Raw genomic sequence first — 23411 nt, forward strand, 5'->3', positions numbered from 1 at the left:
GACAATCAATCAATCGAAACTCCAGTGTGTCATCGACTCACTGGAGTTTTTTATTGCGCAAATCAGAGTTCTTAGAAACAAGTCATTCTCGTTCCGCCGCAATCCAGCGGGGACCAAAATCACAAATTCGAAAAATGGGGTCTGGAATCACCGTAATACATCTGAGAGAGTAGATAGAAGGAATCGTGCATTCCCCGTAAGTCAGACGTCGAATTTTCTGGTACCTGTGTTATGAGCCCTTTGGCAAACACGTCAGGACCAAGTCCCGGAGGACATTCTCCACTCCGGTTGAGCCCAGTCTCTCTACCGCTTCCGTGTCTTGAATCACGCAGTCACTCTGGAAGCGGATTCCCGTCAGTTTCGCATCTGAAACACGCATCTCCAACTGCTCGATCGGAGGACAGACATGACCACTCATCTCGTTGAGAACCTGCGCAACATTGTCATTGTGGGACACGGCGCGACCGGTAAAACGTCGCTTGCTGATCTGATGCTCTTCAAAGGGGGAGTGAACCGTCGAGTCGGATCGCCTGATGAAGGGACCAGTTTTCTGGACATGGACGAGGATGAAAAGCTCCGCCACCATTCGATCTCATCACATCTCTGCCACCTGGATTACAAGGGATCCCGACTCAATCTGATCGACGCACCGGGGATGCCCGATTTTGCAGGACAGATTGCTGGCGCATTGAGAGCCACAGAGACCGCGCTGATCGTGGTCAACGCCTGCCACGGAGTCGATTCGATCACCAGACGAGCAATGCGGGAGGCACAAGAACAAGGACTCTCCTGCTGGATCGTGATCAACAAGTGCGACTCGGAAAATGCAAATCTGCAGTGGTTGATCGAGGAGCTGCGACAAGAATTTGGCACTATCTGTGCCCCGGTGACAATTCCTCTCGGGACGGGATCGCAGTTACACGGGGTTCTGGAATTGAAGTTACATCCAGACACAATTGCAAACGATGCGGTGATCGATCCGTCAGCAGCGTATGACATGCTTCTCGATGCCGTCGTGGAATCGAACGATGACCTGATGACTCGATACCTCAATGGGGACATCTTCAGCACCACTGAGCTTGAAAACGCAATTGGAGAGGCCATTAACCTGGGGACATTGATCCCCATTTTTTGTGTCGCGGTCAAAGCGGATATCGGCGTGACTGAACTGATGGACTCCCTGTCCCGTTACGCTCCTTCCCCACTGCAACGACGACATCATGTGCTGAAAGATGGTGAGGACATCGCGTTTGATCCTGATCCTCAAGGGCCGCTTGTTGCTCAGGTGGTAAAGACCCGGATCGATCCGTTCTTGTCGAAGATCAGTATTCTGCGGATCTACTCTGGAACATTGAAGAAGGAATCCAATGTCCATCTGGTGGGTGGCGGAAGAGATGTGCGGATTCACCAGTTGATCGACGTTCAGGGGTCAGGCCACGAAAGCATCGACGAAGCGATTGCTGGTGATCTCGTTGCTGTCGTCAGGGTCGATGAACTGCACACAGGAAATGTGATCTCGGACGGCGCAGACAACATCACCTTGCCGCCGATCACTTATCCTCGCCCCATGATCGGCCTTGCCGTTGAACCGAAAAGCCAGGCAGATCAAGCCAAAATCTCAACTGCACTTCATAAGATCCAGGAAGAAGATCCAACGTTTCAGGTGCACCGAGAGGAACAAACTCACGAAATGGTGATGGAAGGGATGAGTGAACTCCATCTTCAGCTGATTCAAAACAGACTGAAACAACGCGAGAAAGTCGACGTCCTGACACATGCTCCGAGTGTCCCCTATCGAGAAACCATTCTCTCGACCGTAGAAGGAAGTTATCGCCACAAAAAGCAATCCGGTGGATCCGGGCAATTCGCTGAAGTCCACATGCGGATCTCCCCTTGCCCCAGAGATGTCGTTCCGGAGGAATACTTCACGAAGGAGAATTTCCCTAACCTGCGAAGCTACCACTATGACGCAACATTAAACTTCTGCTTCATCGACCGTGTCACTGGAGGAACCGTACCCAACCAGTTCATTCCAGCAGTCGAAAAAGGAGTCCGCGAAAAGATGACACATGGAGTCATCGCCGGCCACCAGATTCAGGACATCGTTGTTGAACTGTTCTTCGGTAAGGACCACTCGGTCGACAGTAGCGAACTGGCGTTCAAAATCGCAGGCAGCCAATGCCTGAAAGAGATCTTCCTGATGGCACGCCCAGCACTGTTGGAGCCACTTGCCAGACTGGAGATTTCAGTTCCAACTCAGCGAATCGGAGAGATCACTGGTGACCTGAACGCTCGTCGCGGGCGTATCGAAAAAATGGAAGACCGCAGTCATGGCATGACGATGCTATGTGCTCGCGTCCCTGTTTCTGAAGTCACCACATACGCCCGTTCTCTTTCCAGCATGACCGCCGGTCAGGGGACATTCACCTCAGAACCTGCTGGATATGAGATCGTTCCTCCAAACGAGCAGACTCGACTGATTGCGGAGTTTCTGCAGCGAAAGAAAATCAACGAAACGAATGGGAACGAATAACCTGAGTAGCAGATTGAATCGCAAGCAACCTTTCTTCGCTTCCAAAAGAGAAAGGGCGAAACAGGTTTTCGGAGCTTCCAGTCAGTCGATACGAAATTGAAAATTTTAAGATGGGCGAACTAGAAACGGCGACTATCATCAGGAAATGCGCATAAGCCCAGACACTGATTTATTGTCTGTGACGATCATGTTTCCAGATCTCGTACTGCTCCGATTCCGGGCTTCGCTGACTGTTCATTTGAACGCGTTCAATATGCTGGTTGCCATTTTTTGATGGTCACCCACATTCAATAAATTGCGGGTCCATTCTGTAATTTAAAAAGTGTGACCGGCTGATGCACTCCGCTTGATTCTCACGGCATCATTACTACAGCATAATCTCGGCGACTTAAACTGAAGTGCAACATCGCTTTTTAAATTGAAGCAATCGGCGCGGTGAGGGCATCACTGACGCTGAGTGATTCTTATTGTGGTGTTAAATATCACCGGAACGAAAAGCCATTCATCTAAATCAGAGAGAACCAGGATGAACAGCCAAAGGTATCGGAAACTTCTACTGGTCGGCGCAATACCATTAATGGGGATCACGTACTTGTACGCTGCTGATCCTCCAGCCAAACGTGCTGCTCCGCAAACGTATTCGCCGGTGGTGCCGACCAAGACTTTTGACGAAATCCATCAGGCAGACGTCGCGGAAAAGCCGGATGTTGAGAAGCAATTCCAACATCTGCTTGAAGCTCGGTACGATCTGGAAAACCGTCCCAGTCAGATGCAAATGTCTGCGGGGCGCCGAGCAATTCAACAGGGAGTTCGCGTCCGACTTCCAAAGGGAACGACCTGGGATTCACTCAATAAGTTAAGCCCAGAAGAAATCAAAAAGCAGAATCTGTTCCCTCAAGGATTCCGGCCACTTCCACACGTCAAACATCCAGTGGGAGGAATGGTCTTTGTCCCAGATCAGATCAAAGCGATCAAAGAGCTTGAGCATCGAGATCTGAACCGGTTCGACATCTCACACACGATTCCAGCACACTTTCTTCCAGAGTTTCCGCCGCCACTGTATCTGACAACTCATCCAGAGGCGGGGGACCTTTCACAAGGAAAAGTTCTCTCCATCGACAACTACTATGAGATGCTCCATGGAAAATTGACACCCGTTCAGATGGAAGGACTTCGTTTGCTGCTGACTCCGTTCCCACAGCAGCAGTTCAATCAGACTGAAGACCGAAAATCACTCCGACCATCATTGGGAGTCGCGTGCTTTGACTGCCACACCAATGGGCACACCAACGCGACCTTCCACCTGACTCCAGATGTTCGCCCACAAGACGACCGTATGCGATTGGATACGATTAGTCTGCGTGGCGTCTATAACCAGCAGATTCACGGGTCAAAAAGGTCACTCCGTTCACTAGAGGATTTCACTGAGTTCGAACAACGAACGGCGTACTTTGATGGTGATCAGGTGACAGCCGCAAAGAAAGGCGTGAACCTGCCAGACCGCGCATCTCAAGTTGCGATGATGGCTCAGTTTCAAACTATGATCGACTTCCCACCAGCTCCTAAGCTGGATGTAACTGGCGCTTTGAATCCAAAGTTGGCAACGGAATCGGAATTGCGCGGAGAAGCGCTGTTCAAAGGAAAATCGAAATGTGCTGAATGTCACAAGCCACCGTTCTTCCTCGACGACAAAATGCACGATCTGAAGCTGGAACGCTTCTATGACTCGGAACTGATTCTCGGACAGCACAATAAAGCGTCCGGCGCGATCAAGACCTTCACGTTGCGTGGGATTAAAGACTCGCCGCCATACATGCACGACGGACGTCTGCTGACACTCGAAGACACAATTGAGTTCTTTAACGTCGTCCTCGAAACGAAGCTGACCAAAGAAGAGAAAGCCGATCTGCTCGCTTATATGTTATGCCTTTAATCAGGAATGAATCTCGCTCCTGAGGCAAACGAACAGCCGCATCCCCGATCTCTGGAGGTGCGGCTGTTTTCATTGAATAGCTCCCGGTGGCCAACATGCCAGTCCCACTTCGTCATGTCATCCAGATTTCATCGGTCAGCGCGACACGAGTTCTTTGTGTCGATAGCATGATGTGAGATGATCGTTCACCATTCCAATCGCCTGCATCATGGCATAGCAGATTGTCGTCCCCACAAACTTGAACCCACGTTTCTTCAGGTCTTTACTCATTACGTCCGACACATCTGTCCGACTTGGAACATCTTTGATCTCATGGCGGTGAGTCTGAATCGGCGTCCCGTCCACAAATCGCCAGAGATACTTTTCAAAGCTCCCAAACTCGTTCTGAACTTTCAGAAACGCTTCAGCATTGCGAACGGCGGATGCAATTTTGAGTCGGTTGCGGATGATCCCCGGATTCAGCAACAGCTTCTCCAGTTTCTTCTCTGTATATCTGGCAACGATCTCCGGCTGAAAGTTTTCAAAGGCTTCGCGATAATTTTCACGCTTGTTGAGCACGGTGATCCAGCTCAGACCTGCCTGCGCCCCTTCCAAAATCAGGTACTCAAACAACAGACGGTCATCATGCACCGGGACACCCCATTCCCGGTCGTGGTATTCAATGTAAAGGTCTCCTTTCGCCCAGGCACAGCGACTCGGTTGTTGATCGGACTTTTGTTGGCTCATCGGTCGATTCCATTAATCCCTGCGCAACGATTCGGCATTCCAGTGAATCACATCACAAAGCCGTTCACGGAATAGGGTAAACAGATGCTTTCATTGATTCGAGACCGTTTTGCAACAATGGGATTGCAGGCACGCTATCAGCGCATGATTCAAGAACGACTGCTCGAACTGGCAGAATCGCCTCAACCGGTCTCGAACGAAGGGGACGGCTGGCAGATGGTTGGCGGTGCAAAGTCCGACTCAACGGGGGGCGATCGTTCCAATCTCCGCGAACGTGCACGACGCGCTGTCCGTGAGAATCCGTACGCCTGCAATATTCTCCGTCTCCTCGGGGCCTACGTCACTGGTCCCGGCTTGCAGTTGAATCATCAGCCCATCGTGACAACGGATGATCTTCCCCCCGGCGTGGCAACGCTCGCAGCAATGGCTGATCAGGTCTGGAAAGAGTTCCAGTGTCGTAACCGCCGGCACTATTCGTTTCGAGAACATGCTCTCCGAACATGGCGAGACGGCGAATGTTTCATTCGGAAGTTTCGCACAAAGGGCGGCCAACTGACGATTCGCTTTGTTGATCCAGAATTGATTGCAGAATCCCCGGAAACGTTGGGATCACAGGGAATTCTCACAGAGTTCAATGACGTTGAATGCCCGGTGACCTACCTGCAATGGCGGCATGGAAACGAGTCTCATTGCGAGTATGTCCCGGCAGAGGAAATGCAGCAGACCCGAATTGGAGTCGACTCCAATGAAAAACGTGGCGTCTCGCTGTTCGCGCCCTTGTTGGATGGCATTGATGCGTATGAAAAATGGTTGGAAACCGAACTGCTGGCGCGTAAGCTTCAATCTTCCATTGTCCTCTGGCGAAAGGTCCAAGGATCGCAATTTGCCAACGACGTCAGCACTCATCAGGGCAATTCCCGAGAGGGGCAGCGAGAACGATTTGGGCCAGGAACAATCCTGACGACAAACCACGGGACTGACATTCAGTTCCTGCAGCCAAACACCAACTTCGGCGATGCAGTGCCGCTTGGCAGAACGATGCTCCTTGGAATCGCAGCCGGAGCAGGGCTGCCTGAGTTCATGTTGACCGCAGATGCCAGCAACGGAAACTTTGCTTCAACAATGGTCGCTGAAGGCCCAGCAGTGAAGTTCTTCCAGAATGAGCAACTCTTCTTCTCCGGCGAGTTCTACGCGATTTGGAAATGGGTCATGCAGAACGCCATTCAGGAAGGGCTCCTTCCAGCGAACTTCTTCGAACGGATCACCATCTCATGGTCTTTCCCGTCGCTCATCAATCGTGATCGCCCGAGAGAACGGCTTGCCGATGTGCGACTGATCGAAGCAGGAGTTCTTTCTCGCGCCGAGGTGGGGCGACGAGACGGAGTGCAACCGGAAATCATGCATTCGGAGCGAACTCAGGAAGACTCCAGAAGTCTTGACCCTGCTGATGCACAACGGGGCACTTGAGGTCATCCGTAACAGAAGTCGCGAAGTGAATTCCGACTTCGTGCCGCACAGCAAATCAGAATCGGCGCTCCCATTGGGAGCGCCGATTTTTCATTTGTCTGACGAATCAGCCACCCAAAACCCCCAGTGTCTTAAGCGAGACGAGGTGGTGGCGATTCGGATGTCTTCGCATAGACAATCCCACAATCGATCTGAGTGAAGCCTGCCGACAGCATCGAACGCACGGCACCTGGGTATTCCTGTGGAACGTGAACTTCCGCCCGAGTAATCATCTCGGTTCTCAATCTGCGGATCGCTTCGATCACAAGTGTCTGGCCGAATCCCTGATAGCGGTACTGTTCTTCAACCAGCACATCGACCAGGCCAATCGCCCGTTCATGCCACGCTGCGATGTAATGGTCGAGACCGATGACCGTCATGCTGGCGATATTCGCCCCGGACTTCTTCTCGACCAGTTGGAACCGCATCGACTCAATGTTGCCGAACTTACAGAACCACCACCAGCTGGGATTTTCTGGCTGGTCTGTGACAACCAGTTCAGTCTGACGTCGCAAAGCCATCAACCGGAAATTCATCGGGTCGCGTTTGTCAGTCAGGTCACGCTGAAGAATAGGAACCCATTGAACGGGGACATATCCCAGTCGCTCAAAAAATGGCCCGGCGGCAACGTCGGATTGCAGGAAGCCGCTTGTTCTGGCTCCTCCATACAAACCGAAATAGAACGGATCACAGTACCGTGATTGCCCGGCCTGCAGGGAGACTGCCCCATGCGAGGTGAGATATTCCTCGGCGCGGCGAACCAGTTCCTTCCCCACTCCCTGATACTGGTGGGTCGTCGACACAAAGATACAGCTGATCACACCTCGGGTGTAATCCAGAGCATCGAGTGTCGTTTGAAACCCGAATCCAGCATGGATGAAGCCGATCACCTGTCCATTGTCTTCTGCAACAATGAGACCGTGAGGATCGAAATATGGCAGTGAGAAGACCGCCAATTCCAGCGCGTGGGTCGATTCCGGTGCAGCAAATGCTCGGCTGTTTTGAGACTGCCTGAACAACTGCAGCAGTTGCGGGGGATCACTGTTCCTAAAACTGCGAAAACGAATCACTGTCAATCACGCTATGCATGCCCGGCAGTACGCGAACGTCTGCCGATTGCGGGGCCTCAGTATGAAATGCCTACTGCCACAACAAATAACGTAACTTCTCGCCGTCAAAAATGAATTCAGCCAATCAGATTGCCTACGACACAGGAATTCCCACTACTCTGGCATTCCAGACAGAAGACAACCAGCACAATACTCGCCAAGTCGAACGAAGAATCAATCCGGGACGTCATGACCAAAAACTCTGACGAGTGAAATCACCTAACACATTGATCGTCGCATTCAGCGGGAAAAATATCAGTAAAAATCATAAAAAAATCGGGTGTCCTGGAATGAATCCGGGACACCCGAGAAGATTACTTGGCTTTGCGTGCCACTGCCTTCTTAACTGCTTCAGCAACTGCGTCAGCAGTCAGGCCGTACTTGTCGAGCAGACCTTGTGGGTCACCGCTCTCTGCGTACAGGTCACCGACGTTGACGTATTCCATTGGAACTGGTGTTGTCTGGCTGACTGCTTGAGCAACAACTGATCCGAGACCGCCATGATGCAGGTGTTCTTCTGCAACAATGATCGCGCCGGTTTCTTGAGCAGCCTTGGCGATCGCTTCGACGTCCAATGGCTTAATCGTGTGCATATCGAGAACGCGAACTGAAAGACCGGCTTCTTCGAGCTTCTTGGCAGCGTCGATTGCACCTGGAACCATCAGGCCGTTGGCGATAATGGTCGCGTCTTTCCCATCGCGAAGCTGGTTGGCCTTACCGAGCTTGAACTCGATGCCATCGGCATAAACAGTTGCGACTTTCCCGCGACCAACTCGCAGGTAAGCAGGACCTTCGTGAGCCAGAATTGCTTCGGTTGCCGCTTTGGTACAGACAGCATCTGAAGGAACGACAACGATCACGCCTGGCAATGAGCAAGCGAGAGCGACGTCTTCGATCCCCATCTGAGAAGGACCGTCTTCTCCGATAGAAATCCCTGCGTGAGTTCCGACCAGCTTCACATTGAACTGTGGAAACGCAACGGACATACGAATCTGATCGAATGCGTTGTCCATCAGGAAGCAGGCGAAGCTGGCAACAACGGCGATTTTGCCGCTGGCAGCGAAACCGCTGGCAACGCTGACCATGTTCGCTTCTGCAATCCCGACGTTAAAAGCACGGTCAGGATGTGCCAGAGCGAAGATCTCTGTTCGTGTTGAGTTACCAACGTCACCGTCAACAGTCACCAGGTTTGGGTTCTTGTCTCCGAATTCCTTCAGAGCATCTCCAAACGCATCGCGGGTCGCCGGACCCATTTTCAAACCGCTGTATTCACCGAGATACATAGCTGAATCCTGTCTTGCAGCTTTCAAAATTGTCTCAAAGGAACTCCGCCCCTGCATCAAACACTGCATGGGGACGGATGAAGGGGCTAAAGAGGAATCTACCCGAGCAGGGCAAGGGCTTTTTCAGCCAGGTCTTTCGACAGCGGCTTGCCGTGGTAGTTCAAGTCCCCTTCTTTTTCGAGCAACGGAAGAATTCCGAAGCCCTTCTGGGTTCGAGACACAATTGCCTTTGGACGATCTGTGATCGAAGCAGCGACTTTCAATGCTGCAACGACTTCACCCATGTCGTTTCCGTTGATTGTCTGAACATGCCAGCCGAATGCTTCGAGCTTTGGCTGGAATTCCAGCATGTTCAATACGTCTTTGGTTGCGCCAGTCTGCTGATAACCGTTCTGGTCGATGATCGCAGTCAGGTTGCCAGCGCGGTATTTTTCCGCAGCAGCGACAGCTTCCCAAACCTGTCCTTCGCCCATTTCGCCGTCGCCGATGACAACGTAGACATTGTATTTCAGGTTGTCGATGCGTGCGTTAAGAGCGTGTCCGAGACCGATTGAAAGCCCCTGGCCGAGTGAGCCAGTTGAAGCTTCAATTCCTTTCAGACGGCGAACGTTTGGATGGCCTTCGTATGGGCTGCCAAGCTTTCGCAGAGTCATCGTCTCTTCGATTGGGAAATACCCACGATGAGCCATTGCGGCGTACAACACTGGGCAGGCGTGTCCCTTGCTCAGGATGAAACGATCGCGATTTCGATCTGATGGATCCTGAGGATTGACGTTCAGAAATCCGCCAAAATACAAGGCTGTAACCACTTCCGTCGCCGACAGGCTGCTTGATGGATGTCCGCTCGCAGCTGCGGTCGTCATCCGGATGATATCCTTGCGGATTGTGTTTGCTTGGGCCTTCAGCTGGTCAATGCTCAATTCAGGCACGATCTGTCCCTTTTGGCGGAAATGGTCAAAATTAAAAATTCCGAAAACGTAATCGTTTTCAGCGTCGTATTTGTTTTCTGGTCTGCATTCAACCAGAAGAAAATCAAATCATCCTCAATCCGGAAACATTACCACAAACAGAAGTTGTAGCCTGTCCCCCCCCGTGTCAACGATGTGCACGATTGTCGGTATGCTACATGCGATATTGCGGTGCCGCAACCAATTGACAGCGAGTTATCGCTCTAATCAGGCGGGCCACATATGATTAAGACGTCCCGGTGACTGCTGACCACGGTCCTCTGAATTGCCAGATCCACACATGAGCCGTACTCCTGAACCCATTCGCGACGAAGACTTACTGGCCTATCTGGATGAAATGCTGCCTGCCAGCAGAGCGGCTGTCATCGAGGAATTACTGCGGAATTCGCCTGAACTTCGCACAAAACTGAGTGTCCTGATTCAGCAACGAGATCAGGGAAGTCTGACGGTTGGAGAAATCTGGAGGCGGCATCGCCTGAGCTGTCCAACCCGCTCGGAGCTGGGAACATTTGTGCTGAAGGTTGCGCCGGCAGAAACCGCAAATTATATCCAGTTTCACCTGAATGAAATTGGATGCCGAATTTGTCAGGCAAATCTGAATGACCTGCAAAACAGTCTGCTCCAGAGTGGTCACGATCAGCAAACTCGACGACAGAGGTACTTTGAATCGTCAGCGGGGCTGTTTCGGAAATCCAGTCCCCCGCATTGACACCCGAAGTTTACAGCCGGCACCCTATGATGTAATTTTGCACAGGCATTGGGCAATCCCAGCAACTCATTTCCCGCGCAGGGTCGAATGATCTTCGTTCTCGATAATTACGATTCGTTCACTTACAACCTGGTTCAGCGTCTCGGGGAGATCGACTCTTCACTTGAGATTCAGGTTCGTCGCAACGACCAGACAACTCTCGAAGAAATCGAGAGTCTGAACCCAAGTCGTATTATTGTCTCGCCCGGTCCTTGCAGTCCTTCAGAAGCAGGACTTTCCAAAGCAGTCATCGCCCATTTCGGGCCCAAACTTCCACTCCTGGGAGTCTGCCTGGGACATCAGGCGATTGCGGAAGTTTTTGGCGGCAAAGTCGTACGTGCTCCACGCATGATGCACGGGAAGACATCGGAAGTCTATCACGATTCGACTGGCGTTTTCGCAGGCTTGCCAAACCCAATGACCTGCACTCGCTACCACAGCCTCGTTGTTCCAGAAGAATCTCTTCCCCCGGAACTGATCGCGAATGCATGGACTCGTGACGTCGATTTCCCGCCAGAACTGATGGGTGTTCGCCATCGCGATTATCCGGTTCATGGAGTGCAATTTCACCCTGAGAGCTTCCTGTCTCCATATGGAACCGAGTTGCTGAAAAACTTCCTGAAGCTCTAACCTCTTCCGCCCGGGGAAATCCGGCGTTGATTCCGTTTGAAACTCCAACCAGAGCAGACACCGTAGATGGCCGGGACCGAATCGATTCCAGAACTGGAGGCCCTCCTCTCCGGGAGATCGTCAATCCGCGTTCCTGCTGAACAAAACGTCCCGTTTACCAACCGCGTTCGCAAACTGGTCGATACGGAAGAATTTCAGCGGCTGGGAGAAATCAGCCAGCTTGGACTGGTCTCAAAAGTCTACCCCGGTGCTCGACATACGCGTTTCGAGCATGCACTGGGTGTGTACCACAACACACTCCGTTACCTGCAGCAGCTCCGTCAGGAACCGCGATTTCTCAATCAGGTTGACGACCACCACATTGAACTTCTCATTGTGTCGTCACTACTCCACGACGTTGGGCATTGGCCGTTTTGCCACCCGATCGAAGACATGGGCCTGCCGAACCTGCCTCCTCATGAAGCGCATGCGGCCAGATTTCTCTCTGATGAAACGGAACTTGCAGAAGTGCTTCGTTCTGACTGGTCAATTGAGCCGTCAGAAGTGCTTGAAATTCTCGCGCCAAAAACTCACACGCCTAAACTAAAGTTGCTGCGGTCGATTCTCAGTGGGCCGATCGATGTCGACAAGATGGACTATCTTGATCGCGATAGCATGCACTGCGGCGTCCCCTATGGGCGTAACTTTGACCGCCAGCGTTTGATCCAGTCTCTGATCCTGAACGAGAAAGGTGATGGACTCGCAATCACGGTCAAAGGAAAAACAGCGACCGAACTGATGGTTTTCGCTCGCTATGTCATGTTCAGTGAAGTTTACTGGCACCATGCTGTCCGTTGCTCAACGAGCATGTTTGCCCGAGGCTTTTACGAGCTGCACGATCGTTTTGATCTGGAGCAGTTGTTCGGTTGTACTGACGCCGAGATGATTGCCGCACTCCTGAAAGCGGCGCGCGGAACACGTTGCGAAGCACTTCTTCAGGGCGTTTTTGGCAAGAAGCGCGCACTCTACAAACAGGCTGCTGAATACAGTCACGATCGCTCTCCAGAGATGTACCAGCGGATCGCCGGAAAGCCTTACTCCGAGGTTCTTGGCGTCTCGCAACGCATTGTTGAAGCAATCAACGCGACACACGGACTCTCACTACATTCACTCGACCTGCTTGTTGACGCTCCGCCACCACATCGCGAAGTTGAATTCGCGATTGATGTGTACTTTCCGAAGGAAGGCATTTACAGACCGCTTCAAAAGGTGTCGCCCGTTGTTGAAGCACTCGCGACAACTCAGTTCGATGATTGGGTAAAGCGAGTCCGCATCTTTGTCGCCCCCCATCAGGCCAGCGCACTTCAAACCGTTGACTGGGACGCGATCGTCCGCGCCGTGACTGAGTAACCACAGTCAGCGAGACGAGCGCGCTTCACTCTTCCGCGACATGGCGACTCTGCGCGACAAGTTCTCCGTCCCGATTTTCCTGATGCTCTCAATTATCATTGATTGAGCGAAAATTCGATTTGCCCCCGATTTCGACGAAAGTTTTTGTTATTCTGAGGACTTGTTGAGTTTGCCCCAAGTGCCACGTCGAAAAGTGCGATTGAGAGAAGGAACGACATCGTGCTGAATTCATTTGCCCCTTCCGCCTCTTCTGCGGAATTGTCGACGGACTTTGATTCACGCGAGTTGAACCGAAGGACGCCCGGCGTGGGGATCAAAACAGGCAACGCGTTTCAACACGAACGGGGATCGGTCTATCTTGGAATCGACCCGGGATTGAATCGCACAGGCTATGCAGTACTACGCCGAGGAGAACGCCCCTGCCTGCTTGAAGGGGGAGTCATCAGCTCTCGCCCCAAAGCGTCGCTAGCCGAACGCGTGCGTGAAATCGGTGATGGCATTCGTGAGATTCTGGGCGAATTCAAACCAGACGCAGTTGCCATCGAACAAGTCTTCTCCATGGTGAGGAACCCCAAGACAGCCATCCTGATGGCTCATGCGCGAGGGGCCATTCTGTATGCCATCGCTGAGACGGAACGGCCGGTGGTGAATTACTCACCAAAGCAGGTAAAGAAACTGTTGACCGGAAGTGGAACCGCTTCTAAAGAGCAAGTTCAGGAAGCAATCCGCAGAGAACTCGGATTGACGCACATTCTGGAACCGAACGACGTCGCCGATGCCTGCGCGATCGCACTTTGCCATTATCACAGCCTAGCCTTCGCTTACGCGTAAATCCGCCAGATTCTTAACGGCGGCACGTATCAGCGGGAACGCTCTCAACGAACACTGATACTGACGGAACCGTCGCGAAACATAAAAAGCCGATGCTGTTACTCCTCAACCCGGAGTGCCAGCATCGGCTTCATTTTTTGAACGCGGATATTCAATCGCAGCAATTGTCGCTGGAGTCAGTCAGCACGAATGCTCTATGCAGCTTCCTGATCACGACCAGAGACCGACTTCCTGCGAGAACGGCGATAAGTCGGGCCCTTGAGGATCTTGTCTGTCGACTGCTCAATGCGAATGATTCGTCCGCCAAGGTGTTCGATACGCTGCGAGACTTCGTGAGTTGTCTGTTGCATTCCGCCGCCAACCAGTGTGACGATTCCTAGCAGCAATAACATCTGCCCGGCCGTCGCGACCAGCCATCCGGTCGAAGCGTACCGTTCAATGTCTCCGAAGTAGCCCCAGAGAACGAACACGGTCCCGACAGTCAGCATGCCGACACCGACGTAGGCCATCAACTGGCCCCAGAATGCTTCCGACCGACCAGGCAAAACAGATCGACTTGGAGCGTTGATCTGGGGATTGAAGTGAGGGGTACGATTCACTGTATGCCCATCTTCAATACGCACAGTTCGATGGATAACCTTGGTCTCCACCTCAGTCGCTGAGTCTTGAGTCTGCTGTGCTTTTTCGGCGTGGTCCTTCTCGAACTGCTTCTCCTGAACACGTTCCAGTCGGTGAGAGCGACGGGATGTTTCATTTCGGTTCGGAATTGGACCTGAATGCTCCGAATCAATTCGGCGTTTACGTTTGCGGGGAGCACGTTCCTGCCGGGCCGGTTCTGGCACTCGAGAAGGTGATTGAGTTGGCGCTGGAACGTTGCTCTTTGCTGAAACGTCTGAACGAAATTCTGACTTCTGTGTTTCCTGCTTCTCGATGACTTTTTCGACCGTTTTCTCAACAGTCTTTTCCGCACCCTTCTCCACACCACTGAGAGACGAAGATTCTTTTCCGGTGACCGCTTTTAACAAGGCAGCAACATCAGGAGGAATCGCTGAAGCAGCCGTCTTGACTGGACTCGGTGGAGTAACCGGTTCGGCTTTATCTGGACCTCGCTGTTGGCGTTGGACCTGCTGTTCGCGTGCCCAACGCTCCAGGAATTCACGAGCAGATTTTGTCTCTGGATGCAGACTGGGCGCAACGATCTTCTTGGCCGGCTGCCTGCACGTTGTGCAAAGTAGTGACTGCCCATCAGCGGAAACTTCGGTCGCCACGTCAGTCTGACAATGTTCGCACCACATCTCTGTGATCCTGATCAACAGTGAAAATTCGAGCGTCTCAGAGTTGAAAGCCGGTCGCCGCTCTGCGGAAACACAAGCATCTCATTCGGAAAGGGCTCTTCGGGGAGGTTAGCAAGCACCATCCTGGTCACTTGAAACCCATGACAAATCGCGAGAGGACACAGTGAGACCGTGCCTTCGTTTGAGAAGGGACACGCAAAATAGGGGAGGTCCCGGGAAACGGTCAATAGGGAATCACTCTCCACCTGGTCTGCAGGGAGGGTCTTCCCGGCGATTTCTGCCTGTCTTGCCGGTTGAAAACCAGTTCGATGTGCCGGTCTCAAATCCCTATTGCGGACTGTTCGGAGTCCGTGCTATTCCTGCGATCCTCCTCAAGTTCCCATCAGAATTTCCCTTCCGGAATTCCTTCCCTTTGAGTAGCGGCGTCATCAGGATGATGTGCCTCTAACTGGACATTTCACATGACGGCAAGATGCCTGGGACTACTGTGTGTCCTGTTCATTTCCATGTTCAGCGGATGTCATGAATTCAAACTGTTCCCGTTCACCGATAAAGAACAGGCGCAGGAAAAGGCACGACAGGCAAACGTGCGCGCTGCTCTTCGCGGCGAGAATGGCCATTCCCGATTCATCGGCGACTACGTCAAAATCGGCGACAACGGATACATCAAAGTCCAGGGCGTTGGACTTGTCGATCGGCTCGACGGCACCGGGGAAGATCCACCGGCAAGCAAGCTCCGCACGATGTTGCTGGAAGATTTACGTCGCAACGAAGTGAAAGATCCACAGAAATACATCAGTTCCGCGAACACGGCCTTGGTTGTTGTCACCGCACATATTCCCCCGATCGTTCGTAAAGGGGAAAAGATTGACGTTGAGATCACACTCCCGGATGGCAGTGAAACGACCAGTTTGCGTGGCGGCTGGCTGATGCCATGCTTCCTCCGTGAAATGGCTGTTCTGCAAGGTGAAGTCCATGAAGGACGAGACATCGTCATCGCCACTGGTCCAGTGTTGATTGATGCCCTTGGCGACCCTGCCACTGCATCTGCAGCATCTCTACGACGAGGTCGGATTCCTGGCGGCGGAAGATATGTTGGCGACGACCGAATTCTGACCGTCGCGATCCAGAATGAATATCGAACCGTGCGTATGTCTCGTCAGCTGTCCGATCGGGTCGGCAAGCGATTCTATGACTATGATGAGCACGGGATTCGTCGCCCATTAGCAGATGCAAAAACCAATGCACGCATCGAGCTTGTTGTTCATGACCGCTACCGGGACAACTATCCACGATACCTTCAGTGTATTCGTGCAATGTCATTGACCGAATCCCCTGTTGAAAAGCACATCCGTCTTCAGGAACTTGCGGAACAAGTCAAATTCGGACCAACCGCAGAAGACGCAGCATTAAAACTGGAAGCTATCGGCCCAGAAGCAATCCCAACGCTCAAAGAAGCTCTGAAATCACCTGACTTTGAAGCACGATTTCATGCCGGTGTTGCACTGGCGTACTTGAACAACACAGACGGCGTCCCTGCCTTAAAGGAAGCCGCTGCAAAAGAACCAGCGTTTCGTGTCTTCGCCCTCGCCGCTTTATCCTGCCTTCCTGACGGAACCGCAGGCGAAGCATTGCGCGAGTTGATGAACGAGCCAAGTACGGAAACCCGATATGGTGCATTCCGGGCCTTCTCGACAATGGCCCCGAACGACCCGATGATCAAAGGGGCTCAGATGCCAGGGCACTTCTCCCTGCATCCGATCGAATCCACTGGAAAGCCACTCGTCCACCTGACTCGCTTCAAGAAAGCAGAGATCGTGGTCTTCGGTGACACTCAGGAATTCCAGACACCACTCGTCCTGCGAGCCGGCACACGAGTCCTGCTGCAAGGCAATGCTCACAACAAAACAGTGACCGTCAGACGAATTGCTCCCGGCGAGCAACCACGTGAAGTGACTGTCTCGGCCAAAGTTGTCGACGTCATCAAAGCAGCAAGTGATCTCGGAGCAACCTACGCAGAACTTGTCGAGATGCTCGTACAGGCAGAGAACCAGAGAAACCTGCCGGGACTTCTGGCAATCGACACCCTGCCGACACCGGGTCGGGTTTACGAACGACCAAAGATGGCTCGCGAAGCTCCTGCGTCCGCAAGCGGGAAATCCATCTCCGGGGGCGTCACAGTCGGCGGCGAAGGCATCGCTCCGAACCTGTTCAACGAGAAGCCGCCACAGGATGCAATTGACAACCCAGAGTTCAGGCCTTCTGTCCCGTCAAGTCCGAAGAAACCAACGATCAAGGATGACATTTAAAGACTTGCGATCCACTGACACCAGTGGATCGCCCCTTTTGTGAAGGCTGCTCAGCAGACATCCTGAACCATTCATTCACCTGACATCTCAACCGTCTTTATTCCAATTACGCCTGTTCGACGCCACATTGGCTTTCAGTCCCGTTTGTCACACGTCCCATGTTAAAGTCCCTTGAACTGTTCGGCTTCAAGAGCTTCGCCGATCGAACATTGTTCGAGTTCGCGCCGGGAATTACGTGCGTCGTCGGTCCGAACGGAAGCGGTAAAAGCAACGTTGTCGACGCAATCAAATGGATTCTGGGGGACCAGAGTGCCAAGAGCTTGCGTGGACAGGATATGTCTGACGTCATCTTCAATGGATCGGCGACTCGTCGCGGGAGCGGGTTTGCCGAGGCGACACTGACATTCGACAATACCGAAGGTCTGCTGCCGGTCGACAGTGCCGAAGTTCAAATCGGTCGACGCCTTTACCAGAGTGGCGACTCGGAATATCTGCTGAATCGTTCACCGGTTCGATTGAAAGACATTCGCGATGTCTTCATCGGAACCGGAGCAGGAACTGCCGCATACAGTATCATCGAGCAAGGACGTGTTGATCAGATCCTGCAGGCCAACCCGGCAACACGACGACTTGTCTTCGAGGAAGCAGCCGGGATCAGCAAGTTCAAATCCCGTCGAGTTGAAGCAGAACGCCGGCTCGAACGAGTCGCCCAGACACTGCTTCGTCTGACGGATATCGTCGATCAGGCGGAATCGCAGTTACTGGCGACTCGATCACAAGCCACAAAAGCCGCCCGATATCAGGAACTGAGCCATGAACTCCGCTCCTCGTGGACCGGTCTGGCTGCCGACGATTGCCGCGTTCTCTCCGTCGCTCTCGATGCCGAGTTAACTGAACTTGAGACGCTTGATTCCACAATTGCCGAACTGCAATCCTCTTTTGAACGAGTCGAAACAGAGAAGCGTTCAACTGAACAGCGACTCTCTGAACTCGATCAACAATTGCAGACTCGCGAACGCAACATCTCATCATTACGGGAAGCGGTTGCACGACAAGAAGCAACGATGCGACATCAGGCGGTCCGTCGTGAAGAACTGATCGCCGATCAGCAACGCATTCGCCAGCAGCGCATCAGTCTCGGACAGCAAGTTGAGCTTGCCAAACGAGAACTCGAAACGACCAACGAGCAGCTGACCACATTCGAACTGCAACTTCAGACGTCGAAACAACAGGTCACTGAACGGCAGCAGCAGCTTGGTGAGCTGGAATCGATGATTGCCACTCGCCGGGCTTCCATCGATGCTCAAAAGCTCGAACTGGCGACACTTCAGAAGCAGCGAGCACAGATCGCAGAGCGTCTTTCTGTTCTCGCGTCACAAGCAGAATCGATTGTCCAGAATCAGCAACAGGTCGAACAGCGTCGAGATGAGCTTCAAGCAGAGCAGGCTGCTGCACTCATTGAACGCACGACACGTGAAGTCCAGTTGCGAGAAGCGGAAAACATTCTTCAGAACCGCCAGAACCTACTGACCGACGCGGAACAGTCTCATTGGAAAACCGTTCAGCAACGGGAAGAAACAGAACAGCAACTGCAGTCGTTGCGAGAGCGTCGCAGTGCCGCAGAAGCACGCCTGTCGCTTCTGGAAGAACTGGAACAGCGTCAGGAAGGGATCGCCGTTGGGGTCCGAGAGATCCTGAAGCGTGCTGAAACTGCGCATTTCCCACCATGGGACCGCATCCTGGGAACTGTTCGGGATCTACTCGACGTTCCAATGGACCTCGCTCCGATTATCGATGCCGCACTAGGAGACCGATCACAGCTGATCGCCGTCACCGACCTCGTTCCACTGCTGGATTATCTCGATCTCGGACTGGCACCCATCGATGGCCGCGTCGGATTCATTTCGATTGCTCCACTCGTCGATGACAACGAGGACGGTAAAGCTTCTGGCACAAAGCAGGACCGCAAGAAGAAGGTTGAATCGTTCGAAGTCACGATTCCTGCCGTCGACTTCACTGGCAAACCCGGCGTCTACGGTCGGGCAGATCAACTCGTCCAGACACGAGACCGTGCAGACGGACTCGCAACCAGAGTTCTGGGTGACACCTGGATCGTCGAGAATCTGGAAGTCGCCAGACGACTCATGAAAGACGCTCCGCCGACGTTGCGAATCGTGACGTTGCAGGGAGAAGTTCTGACCGCTGGTCAGCAGCTGTACGTGGGGATGATGCCCCATGAAACGTCGATCATCTCACGAAAGAGCGAACTCCGCTCATTGAAGAATGAGATTCTGCAACTCCACAAAGGGATCGAAGCCACGACCGAACGTCAGGCGATTCTCGCGGAGACATTGGAGTCTCGTACAGAGTTGAAACAGAAGCTGACAGAAGAACTCAAAAAGCTGTCGAACGCTGTCACCGGCAATGCGACTCAGCTTGCAGGTCAGGTCCGTGAGGTTCAGCGTCTTGAACGAGAATGTAACAGCCAGATCGAGATGCTGGCGTCGCTCAAGGAACGCGAACTCGCCATCCTTGCAGAGCGTGACCAGCTTCAGACACAACAGACCAGTTCTGAAGCGACAATCGATCAATTGCGAGAGATCCTTGCCACAGACGAATCAGGGATCGCGGAAGTTCTGCAGTTACTGCAGGAAACACAACAAGCGATCCGTATTGAACAACTTGACCTGACCAATCAGGAAGAGCGGCTTCGTCGCTTACAGCAAACACAAACACGCCTGCAACGCGATCAGGAACAACGTACACAGCAACTGCAGGACGTCTTCACACGGATTCAAGAGATTCGGGAATCACAGGTCCGCAGCGATCTTGAGTTCTTGCGTGCTCAGAATCAGGTTGCAGAACTGCTGCTGGCTGGCGAACAGATTCAGCGAGACAATCGCAGTCTGTATGAAGAACGCGACGAGTTGCGAGTGATACGCGTCGCTGTTCTGAAAGAGGAAGAAGCCTTCCACGGGCACCGTCGTCAGTTTGTTGATCGCAAACATGCTTTGGAGTTCAGCATCCAGAAGCAGCGTATGCAATTGCAGACGCTGGCAGACCGTATTCAGGAAGAGTTCCAGCTGACGCTGCAACAGCTGATTGACTCCAACGTTTCCGCTTATCGTGATTATCTCGCAGCAAATTATCCTGACGCGATCGCGCATCTTCCAGGAGAGAGCCCTGCCGGTGAACGGGACACATCAGATACCGAAGAGATCGGGTATTCCAACTCTCCAGCACTGCCAACGTTTGAACATGTTCGCCCTGAGCTGGATGCTCAGGTGGAACGTCTGCGACGGAAACTGAAAGGACTCGGCAGCGTCAACACGGACGCCCTTGCAAACCTGCAGGAACTGGAACAGCGTTACGAGTCCCTGTCTGTGCAGCTGAAAGACTTGCGCGAATCAAAGGCCAAGATCGAAGAGATCATCCGGTATGTGAATCAGGAAAGTCAGCGAATCTTCATGAGTTCGTTCGAAACAATTCGCGGGCACTTCCGTGAACTGTTCCGAAAACTCTTTGGTGGCGGCGATGCGGACATCATTCTGGAAAATACTGATGATGTCCTTGAGTGCGGCATCGAAATTGTTGCCCGACCTCCTGGTAAGGAACTTCGTTCGATCTCTCTGCTGAGCGGGGGTGAGAAGACGATGACCGCAGTCGGAATGCTGTTCGCAATGTTCAAAAGCAAACCGAGCCCCTATTGCATTCTGGACGAAGTCGACGCGGCACTCGACGAAGCAAACGTCGATCGATACGTCTCGGTCTTGAAAGAATTCGTGCAGATGACTCAGTTCGTTGTCATCACACACCGCAAACGCACGATGACTGCAGCCAACGTGCTGTACGGTGTCACAATGGAACAGGCCGGCGTCTCAAAACGAATCGCGGTTCGATTCGAAGATGTCCGCGAGAATGGCGAAATCCGCACCGCCGCATAGCAGAGTCTGACCGGCCCGGCACTGCATTCGTCACCCAGTCTTGGTCACATAACGAAAACAAGGCTGGCTTACGAAGACGTCAACCAGCCTTATTATTCAGTCGTCAAGATCCGGCAAGTGTTGTCTTACTTGCTTTGAGTCCACCACTCCGGTTCCGGTGCAACATATGTCACCCGATTTCCTGTGATGGGATGCGTAAACTTGATCTGATGAGCATGGAGACACATGACACTTCCGGTTTGCTGTGTCTGCTGATCCCCTAACTCGCCATTCGGCAAATAGAGTGGGTCGCCAACAACCGGATATCCAAGCTGCCACAGGTGAACACGAATCTGGTTAGTCCGGCCAGTCACCGGCTTCGCTCGAACCAGTGTCGTTCCGTCATCAAGCAGTTGGACACGTTCAAATAGAGTTTGTGCCGCGAGCCCTTCTTCTTCAACCAGTCGCCCCCCGCACTCAGATGGGACACGAGACAGGCTGAGATTGCAATCCATCTGTTCCCATGAAACCGATCCCTGTACGCGAACAAGGTACGTCTTCTCAACTGTCTGCTGTTCGAACTGCGGTTGAAGACGCTGTGATACGTAACGACTCTTGCAAAGCACAGCGATGCCGGTTGTATTTGCATCCAGCCGGTGTGCCGGGCGCAACTTCAACGGGGCGTACACCTGATTCATAATCCACTGCAACGAGTTGCGATTGAATCGACCGCTCGGATGCATCGGAAGTGGAGCTGGCTTCTGAACAACGACAATCGCGTCATCTTCAAACAGGATCTGAATATTGGCATTCACATCCGGCTCTGAAGCTTCTGGCTGAAGATGAGCAAACTGCTCTCCAGATCGAACGATTCGATCCCCTGAGACAGGCTGATGCCGTTGATGGATACGTCCTTCTTCAACGACATTCTGCCAGTATTCATCCCCCATATGAGGATGATATTGCTGCACGAACCGCAACAGAGTTTCGCCATCAAAACGCCCTGGGACGTTTAATGGGCGAGGGTTCTCGTACGGAATGCTTCCTGGCAGTGGATTCGTCACTTCCGCCAGAGCCTGATGGCGTTTCGCCATCAACTTTGCCTGCCGCTCTGCTGGCGTCATATGGCAATGTGGACACGAATGCGGAGGATCGTAATGCGAAGATTGCTGGTCTTCGACAGACAGCGGTGCCTGACATGCGTAACACTGCTTCGTTTCAGTTTCGAGCAGGTTGGGTGCAAGGGCGACTCGCTTATCGAAGACAAAGCACTCACCTTCGTAGTGTGCTCCGCCAACGTCCTCGAAATACTTCAGGATGCCGCCGCCAAGCTGATAGATATCGCGAAACCCGGCCTGCTCCATAAATGGGCCTGCCTTCTCGCAGCGAATCCCTCCAGTACAGAACATGACGATCGGCTTGTCACGCATTTCTTCCGGAAGGCTCTCGATGGCGTCCGGAAAATCGCGGAATGAATCCACCTTCACAGGGACAGCGTTCTCGAACGTACCGACGCCGATTTCGTAGTCGTTTCGCACATCCAGCAAAACGACGTCTTTGCCCTTATCGAGCCATTCTTTCAGTTCGGCAGGTGCGATCTTGCGTGACGTATAATCGGCCGGTGCGATCCCATCCTGCCCGAAAGCGATGATTTCGCCTTTGATTTTTACCAGAAGTCGGGAGAACGGCTGATGGTCGCTGAAGCTCTCTTTGACTTCCAGATCCGCCAGCTCACTCCAGGAGCGTAGCGAGGACAGCAACGTATCAATCGATTCACGACTTCCCGCCATGAACAGATTGATCCCTTCCGGGGTCAAAAGGATCGTGCCTTTCAACTCAAGATCACGACAAAGCGTCGTCAACTGCTGCCGTCGCTCAGGCAACTCCGACAGAGTTACGAACTTGTACGACGCGATGTTAACGATCGACTTTTCAACAGGTGGGGCAAGTGAACTCATCGCGGTGAAGATCTTTGTCACAGTGAAAGGAATCAATCTTGAAATGGAATGTACCCAGCCAGTCAGGGCAAGGGGCCACAATCCATTCCATGCAAGGCAAAATCGGCCTTCCCCTAACTTTCAGCTGGATTCATCTTCACGAATCCAGCACATACCGAAGTTTGGGGACTGGCGGAATCAAACATTTTCGAAAGCCCCCTATAAATTGCACGCGTTCCTGATTCAATTTCGAAAATCAGGAATCACCTGTCAAATCAAGGAAAGGTATTT

The 23411-nt window shown here is 52.7% G+C and carries 15 protein-coding genes; 9 read left to right on the forward strand and 6 right to left on the reverse strand.

Annotated features, from left to right (window positions below):
• Positions 1–406 precede the first annotated feature (406 nt).
• Positions 407–2533 carry an elongation factor G gene (locus tag SH527x_RS07575; RefSeq protein WP_437194049.1) on the forward strand — a complete coding sequence of 709 codons (2127 nt, stop codon included), beginning with the start codon at positions 407–409 and terminating at the stop codon, positions 2531–2533.
• Positions 2534–3059: 526 nt separating this feature from the next.
• Positions 3060–4466 carry a cytochrome B6 gene (locus tag SH527x_RS07580; RefSeq protein ID WP_437194050.1) on the forward strand — a complete coding sequence of 469 codons (1407 nt, stop codon included), beginning with the start codon at positions 3060–3062 and terminating at the stop codon, positions 4464–4466.
• 135 nt (positions 4467–4601) lie between these two features.
• Here SH527x_RS07580 and SH527x_RS07585 read toward each other — a convergent pair whose 3' ends face one another.
• Positions 4602–5192 (reverse strand): DNA-3-methyladenine glycosylase I, encoded by a 591-nt coding sequence (locus SH527x_RS07585; protein WP_437194051.1) that lies wholly within the window; start codon positions 5190–5192, stop codon positions 4602–4604.
• Positions 5193–5276: 84 nt separating this feature from the next.
• Between SH527x_RS07585 and SH527x_RS07590 the strand changes: the two genes are divergently transcribed.
• Entirely contained in the window at positions 5277–6659 is a 1383-nt protein-coding gene (locus SH527x_RS07590; protein ID WP_437194052.1) for a phage portal protein, read from the forward strand.
• Positions 6660–6790: 131 nt separating this feature from the next.
• Here SH527x_RS07590 and SH527x_RS07595 read toward each other — a convergent pair whose 3' ends face one another.
• The 3 genes from SH527x_RS07595 to SH527x_RS07605 form a co-directional block, all read right to left on the reverse strand.
• Positions 6791–7768 carry a GNAT family N-acetyltransferase gene (locus SH527x_RS07595; protein ID WP_437194053.1) on the reverse strand — a complete coding sequence of 326 codons (978 nt, stop codon included), beginning with the start codon at positions 7766–7768 and terminating at the stop codon, positions 6791–6793.
• Between the two features lie 353 nt (positions 7769–8121).
• On the reverse strand, positions 8122–9090 hold the full coding sequence (locus SH527x_RS07600; protein WP_437194054.1) for a transketolase family protein: 969 nt from the start codon (positions 9088–9090) through the stop codon (positions 8122–8124).
• Between the two features lie 98 nt (positions 9091–9188).
• On the reverse strand, positions 9189–10019 hold the full coding sequence (locus SH527x_RS07605; protein WP_437194055.1) for a transketolase: 831 nt from the start codon (positions 10017–10019) through the stop codon (positions 9189–9191).
• Between the two features lie 319 nt (positions 10020–10338).
• On the opposite strand from SH527x_RS07605, the gene SH527x_RS07610 reads away from it, so the two are divergent.
• From SH527x_RS07610 to ruvC, 4 genes are all read left to right on the forward strand, one after another.
• Positions 10339–10767 (forward strand): hypothetical protein, encoded by a 429-nt coding sequence (locus SH527x_RS07610; protein ID WP_437194056.1) that lies wholly within the window; start codon positions 10339–10341, stop codon positions 10765–10767.
• 87 nt (positions 10768–10854) lie between these two features.
• Entirely contained in the window at positions 10855–11436 is a 582-nt protein-coding gene (locus tag SH527x_RS07615; RefSeq protein ID WP_437194057.1) for an anthranilate synthase component II, read from the forward strand.
• Between the two features lie 66 nt (positions 11437–11502).
• Entirely contained in the window at positions 11503–12825 is a 1323-nt protein-coding gene (locus tag SH527x_RS07620) for an HD domain-containing protein (protein WP_437194058.1), read from the forward strand.
• A gap of 219 nt (positions 12826–13044) precedes the next feature.
• Complete coding sequence (gene ruvC / locus SH527x_RS07625; protein WP_437194059.1) at positions 13045–13656, forward strand: crossover junction endodeoxyribonuclease RuvC; 612 nt, start codon at positions 13045–13047, stop codon at positions 13654–13656.
• 194 nt (positions 13657–13850) lie between these two features.
• Here ruvC and SH527x_RS07630 read toward each other — a convergent pair whose 3' ends face one another.
• On the reverse strand, positions 13851–14951 hold the full coding sequence (locus SH527x_RS07630) for a hypothetical protein (RefSeq protein WP_437194060.1): 1101 nt from the start codon (positions 14949–14951) through the stop codon (positions 13851–13853).
• Between the two features lie 461 nt (positions 14952–15412).
• Here SH527x_RS07630 and SH527x_RS07635 point away from each other — a divergent pair, with 461 nt between their 5' ends.
• Together SH527x_RS07635 and smc are read left to right on the forward strand one after the other, a co-directional pair.
• Complete coding sequence (locus tag SH527x_RS07635) at positions 15413–17260, forward strand: flagellar basal body P-ring protein FlgI (protein WP_437194061.1); 1848 nt, start codon at positions 15413–15415, stop codon at positions 17258–17260.
• Between the two features lie 158 nt (positions 17261–17418).
• Entirely contained in the window at positions 17419–21204 is a 3786-nt protein-coding gene (gene smc, locus SH527x_RS07640; RefSeq protein WP_437194062.1) for a chromosome segregation protein SMC, read from the forward strand.
• 125 nt (positions 21205–21329) lie between these two features.
• On the opposite strand, the gene SH527x_RS07645 is transcribed toward smc, so the two are convergent.
• Positions 21330–23141 (reverse strand): sulfurtransferase, encoded by a 1812-nt coding sequence (locus tag SH527x_RS07645; RefSeq protein WP_437194063.1) that lies wholly within the window; start codon positions 23139–23141, stop codon positions 21330–21332.
• Between the last annotated feature and the right edge of the window lie 270 nt (positions 23142–23411).

Source organism: Planctomicrobium limosum (assembly GCF_051465645.1).
GTDB lineage: Bacteria > Planctomycetota > Planctomycetia > Planctomycetales > Planctomycetaceae > Planctomicrobium.

What these genes read in the sequence shown, in the direction of transcription:
- SH527x_RS07575 (WP_437194049.1), top strand. Translation starts at nt 407, where the DNA reads ATGACCACTCATCTCGTTGAGAACCTGCGCAACATTGTCATTGTGGGA.
- SH527x_RS07580 (WP_437194050.1), top strand. Translation starts at nt 3,060, where the DNA reads ATGAACAGCCAAAGGTATCGGAAACTTCTACTGGTCGGCGCAATACCA.
- SH527x_RS07585 (WP_437194051.1), bottom strand. Translation starts at nt 5,192, where the DNA reads ATGAGCCAACAAAAGTCCGATCAACAACCGAGTCGCTGTGCCTGGGCG.
- SH527x_RS07590 (WP_437194052.1), top strand. Translation starts at nt 5,277, where the DNA reads ATGCTTTCATTGATTCGAGACCGTTTTGCAACAATGGGATTGCAGGCA.
- SH527x_RS07600 (WP_437194054.1), bottom strand. Translation starts at nt 9,090, where the DNA reads ATGTATCTCGGTGAATACAGCGGTTTGAAAATGGGTCCGGCGACCCGC.
- SH527x_RS07610 (WP_437194056.1), top strand. Translation starts at nt 10,339, where the DNA reads ATGAGCCGTACTCCTGAACCCATTCGCGACGAAGACTTACTGGCCTAT.
- SH527x_RS07615 (WP_437194057.1), top strand. Translation starts at nt 10,855, where the DNA reads ATGATCTTCGTTCTCGATAATTACGATTCGTTCACTTACAACCTGGTT.
- SH527x_RS07620 (WP_437194058.1), top strand. Translation starts at nt 11,503, where the DNA reads ATGGCCGGGACCGAATCGATTCCAGAACTGGAGGCCCTCCTCTCCGGG.
- SH527x_RS07630 (WP_437194060.1), bottom strand. Translation starts at nt 14,951, where the DNA reads ATGTGGTGCGAACATTGTCAGACTGACGTGGCGACCGAAGTTTCCGCT.
- SH527x_RS07635 (WP_437194061.1), top strand. Translation starts at nt 15,413, where the DNA reads ATGACGGCAAGATGCCTGGGACTACTGTGTGTCCTGTTCATTTCCATG.
- smc (WP_437194062.1), top strand. Translation starts at nt 17,419, where the DNA reads ATGTTAAAGTCCCTTGAACTGTTCGGCTTCAAGAGCTTCGCCGATCGA.
- SH527x_RS07645 (WP_437194063.1), bottom strand. Translation starts at nt 23,141, where the DNA reads ATGAGTTCACTTGCCCCACCTGTTGAAAAGTCGATCGTTAACATCGCG.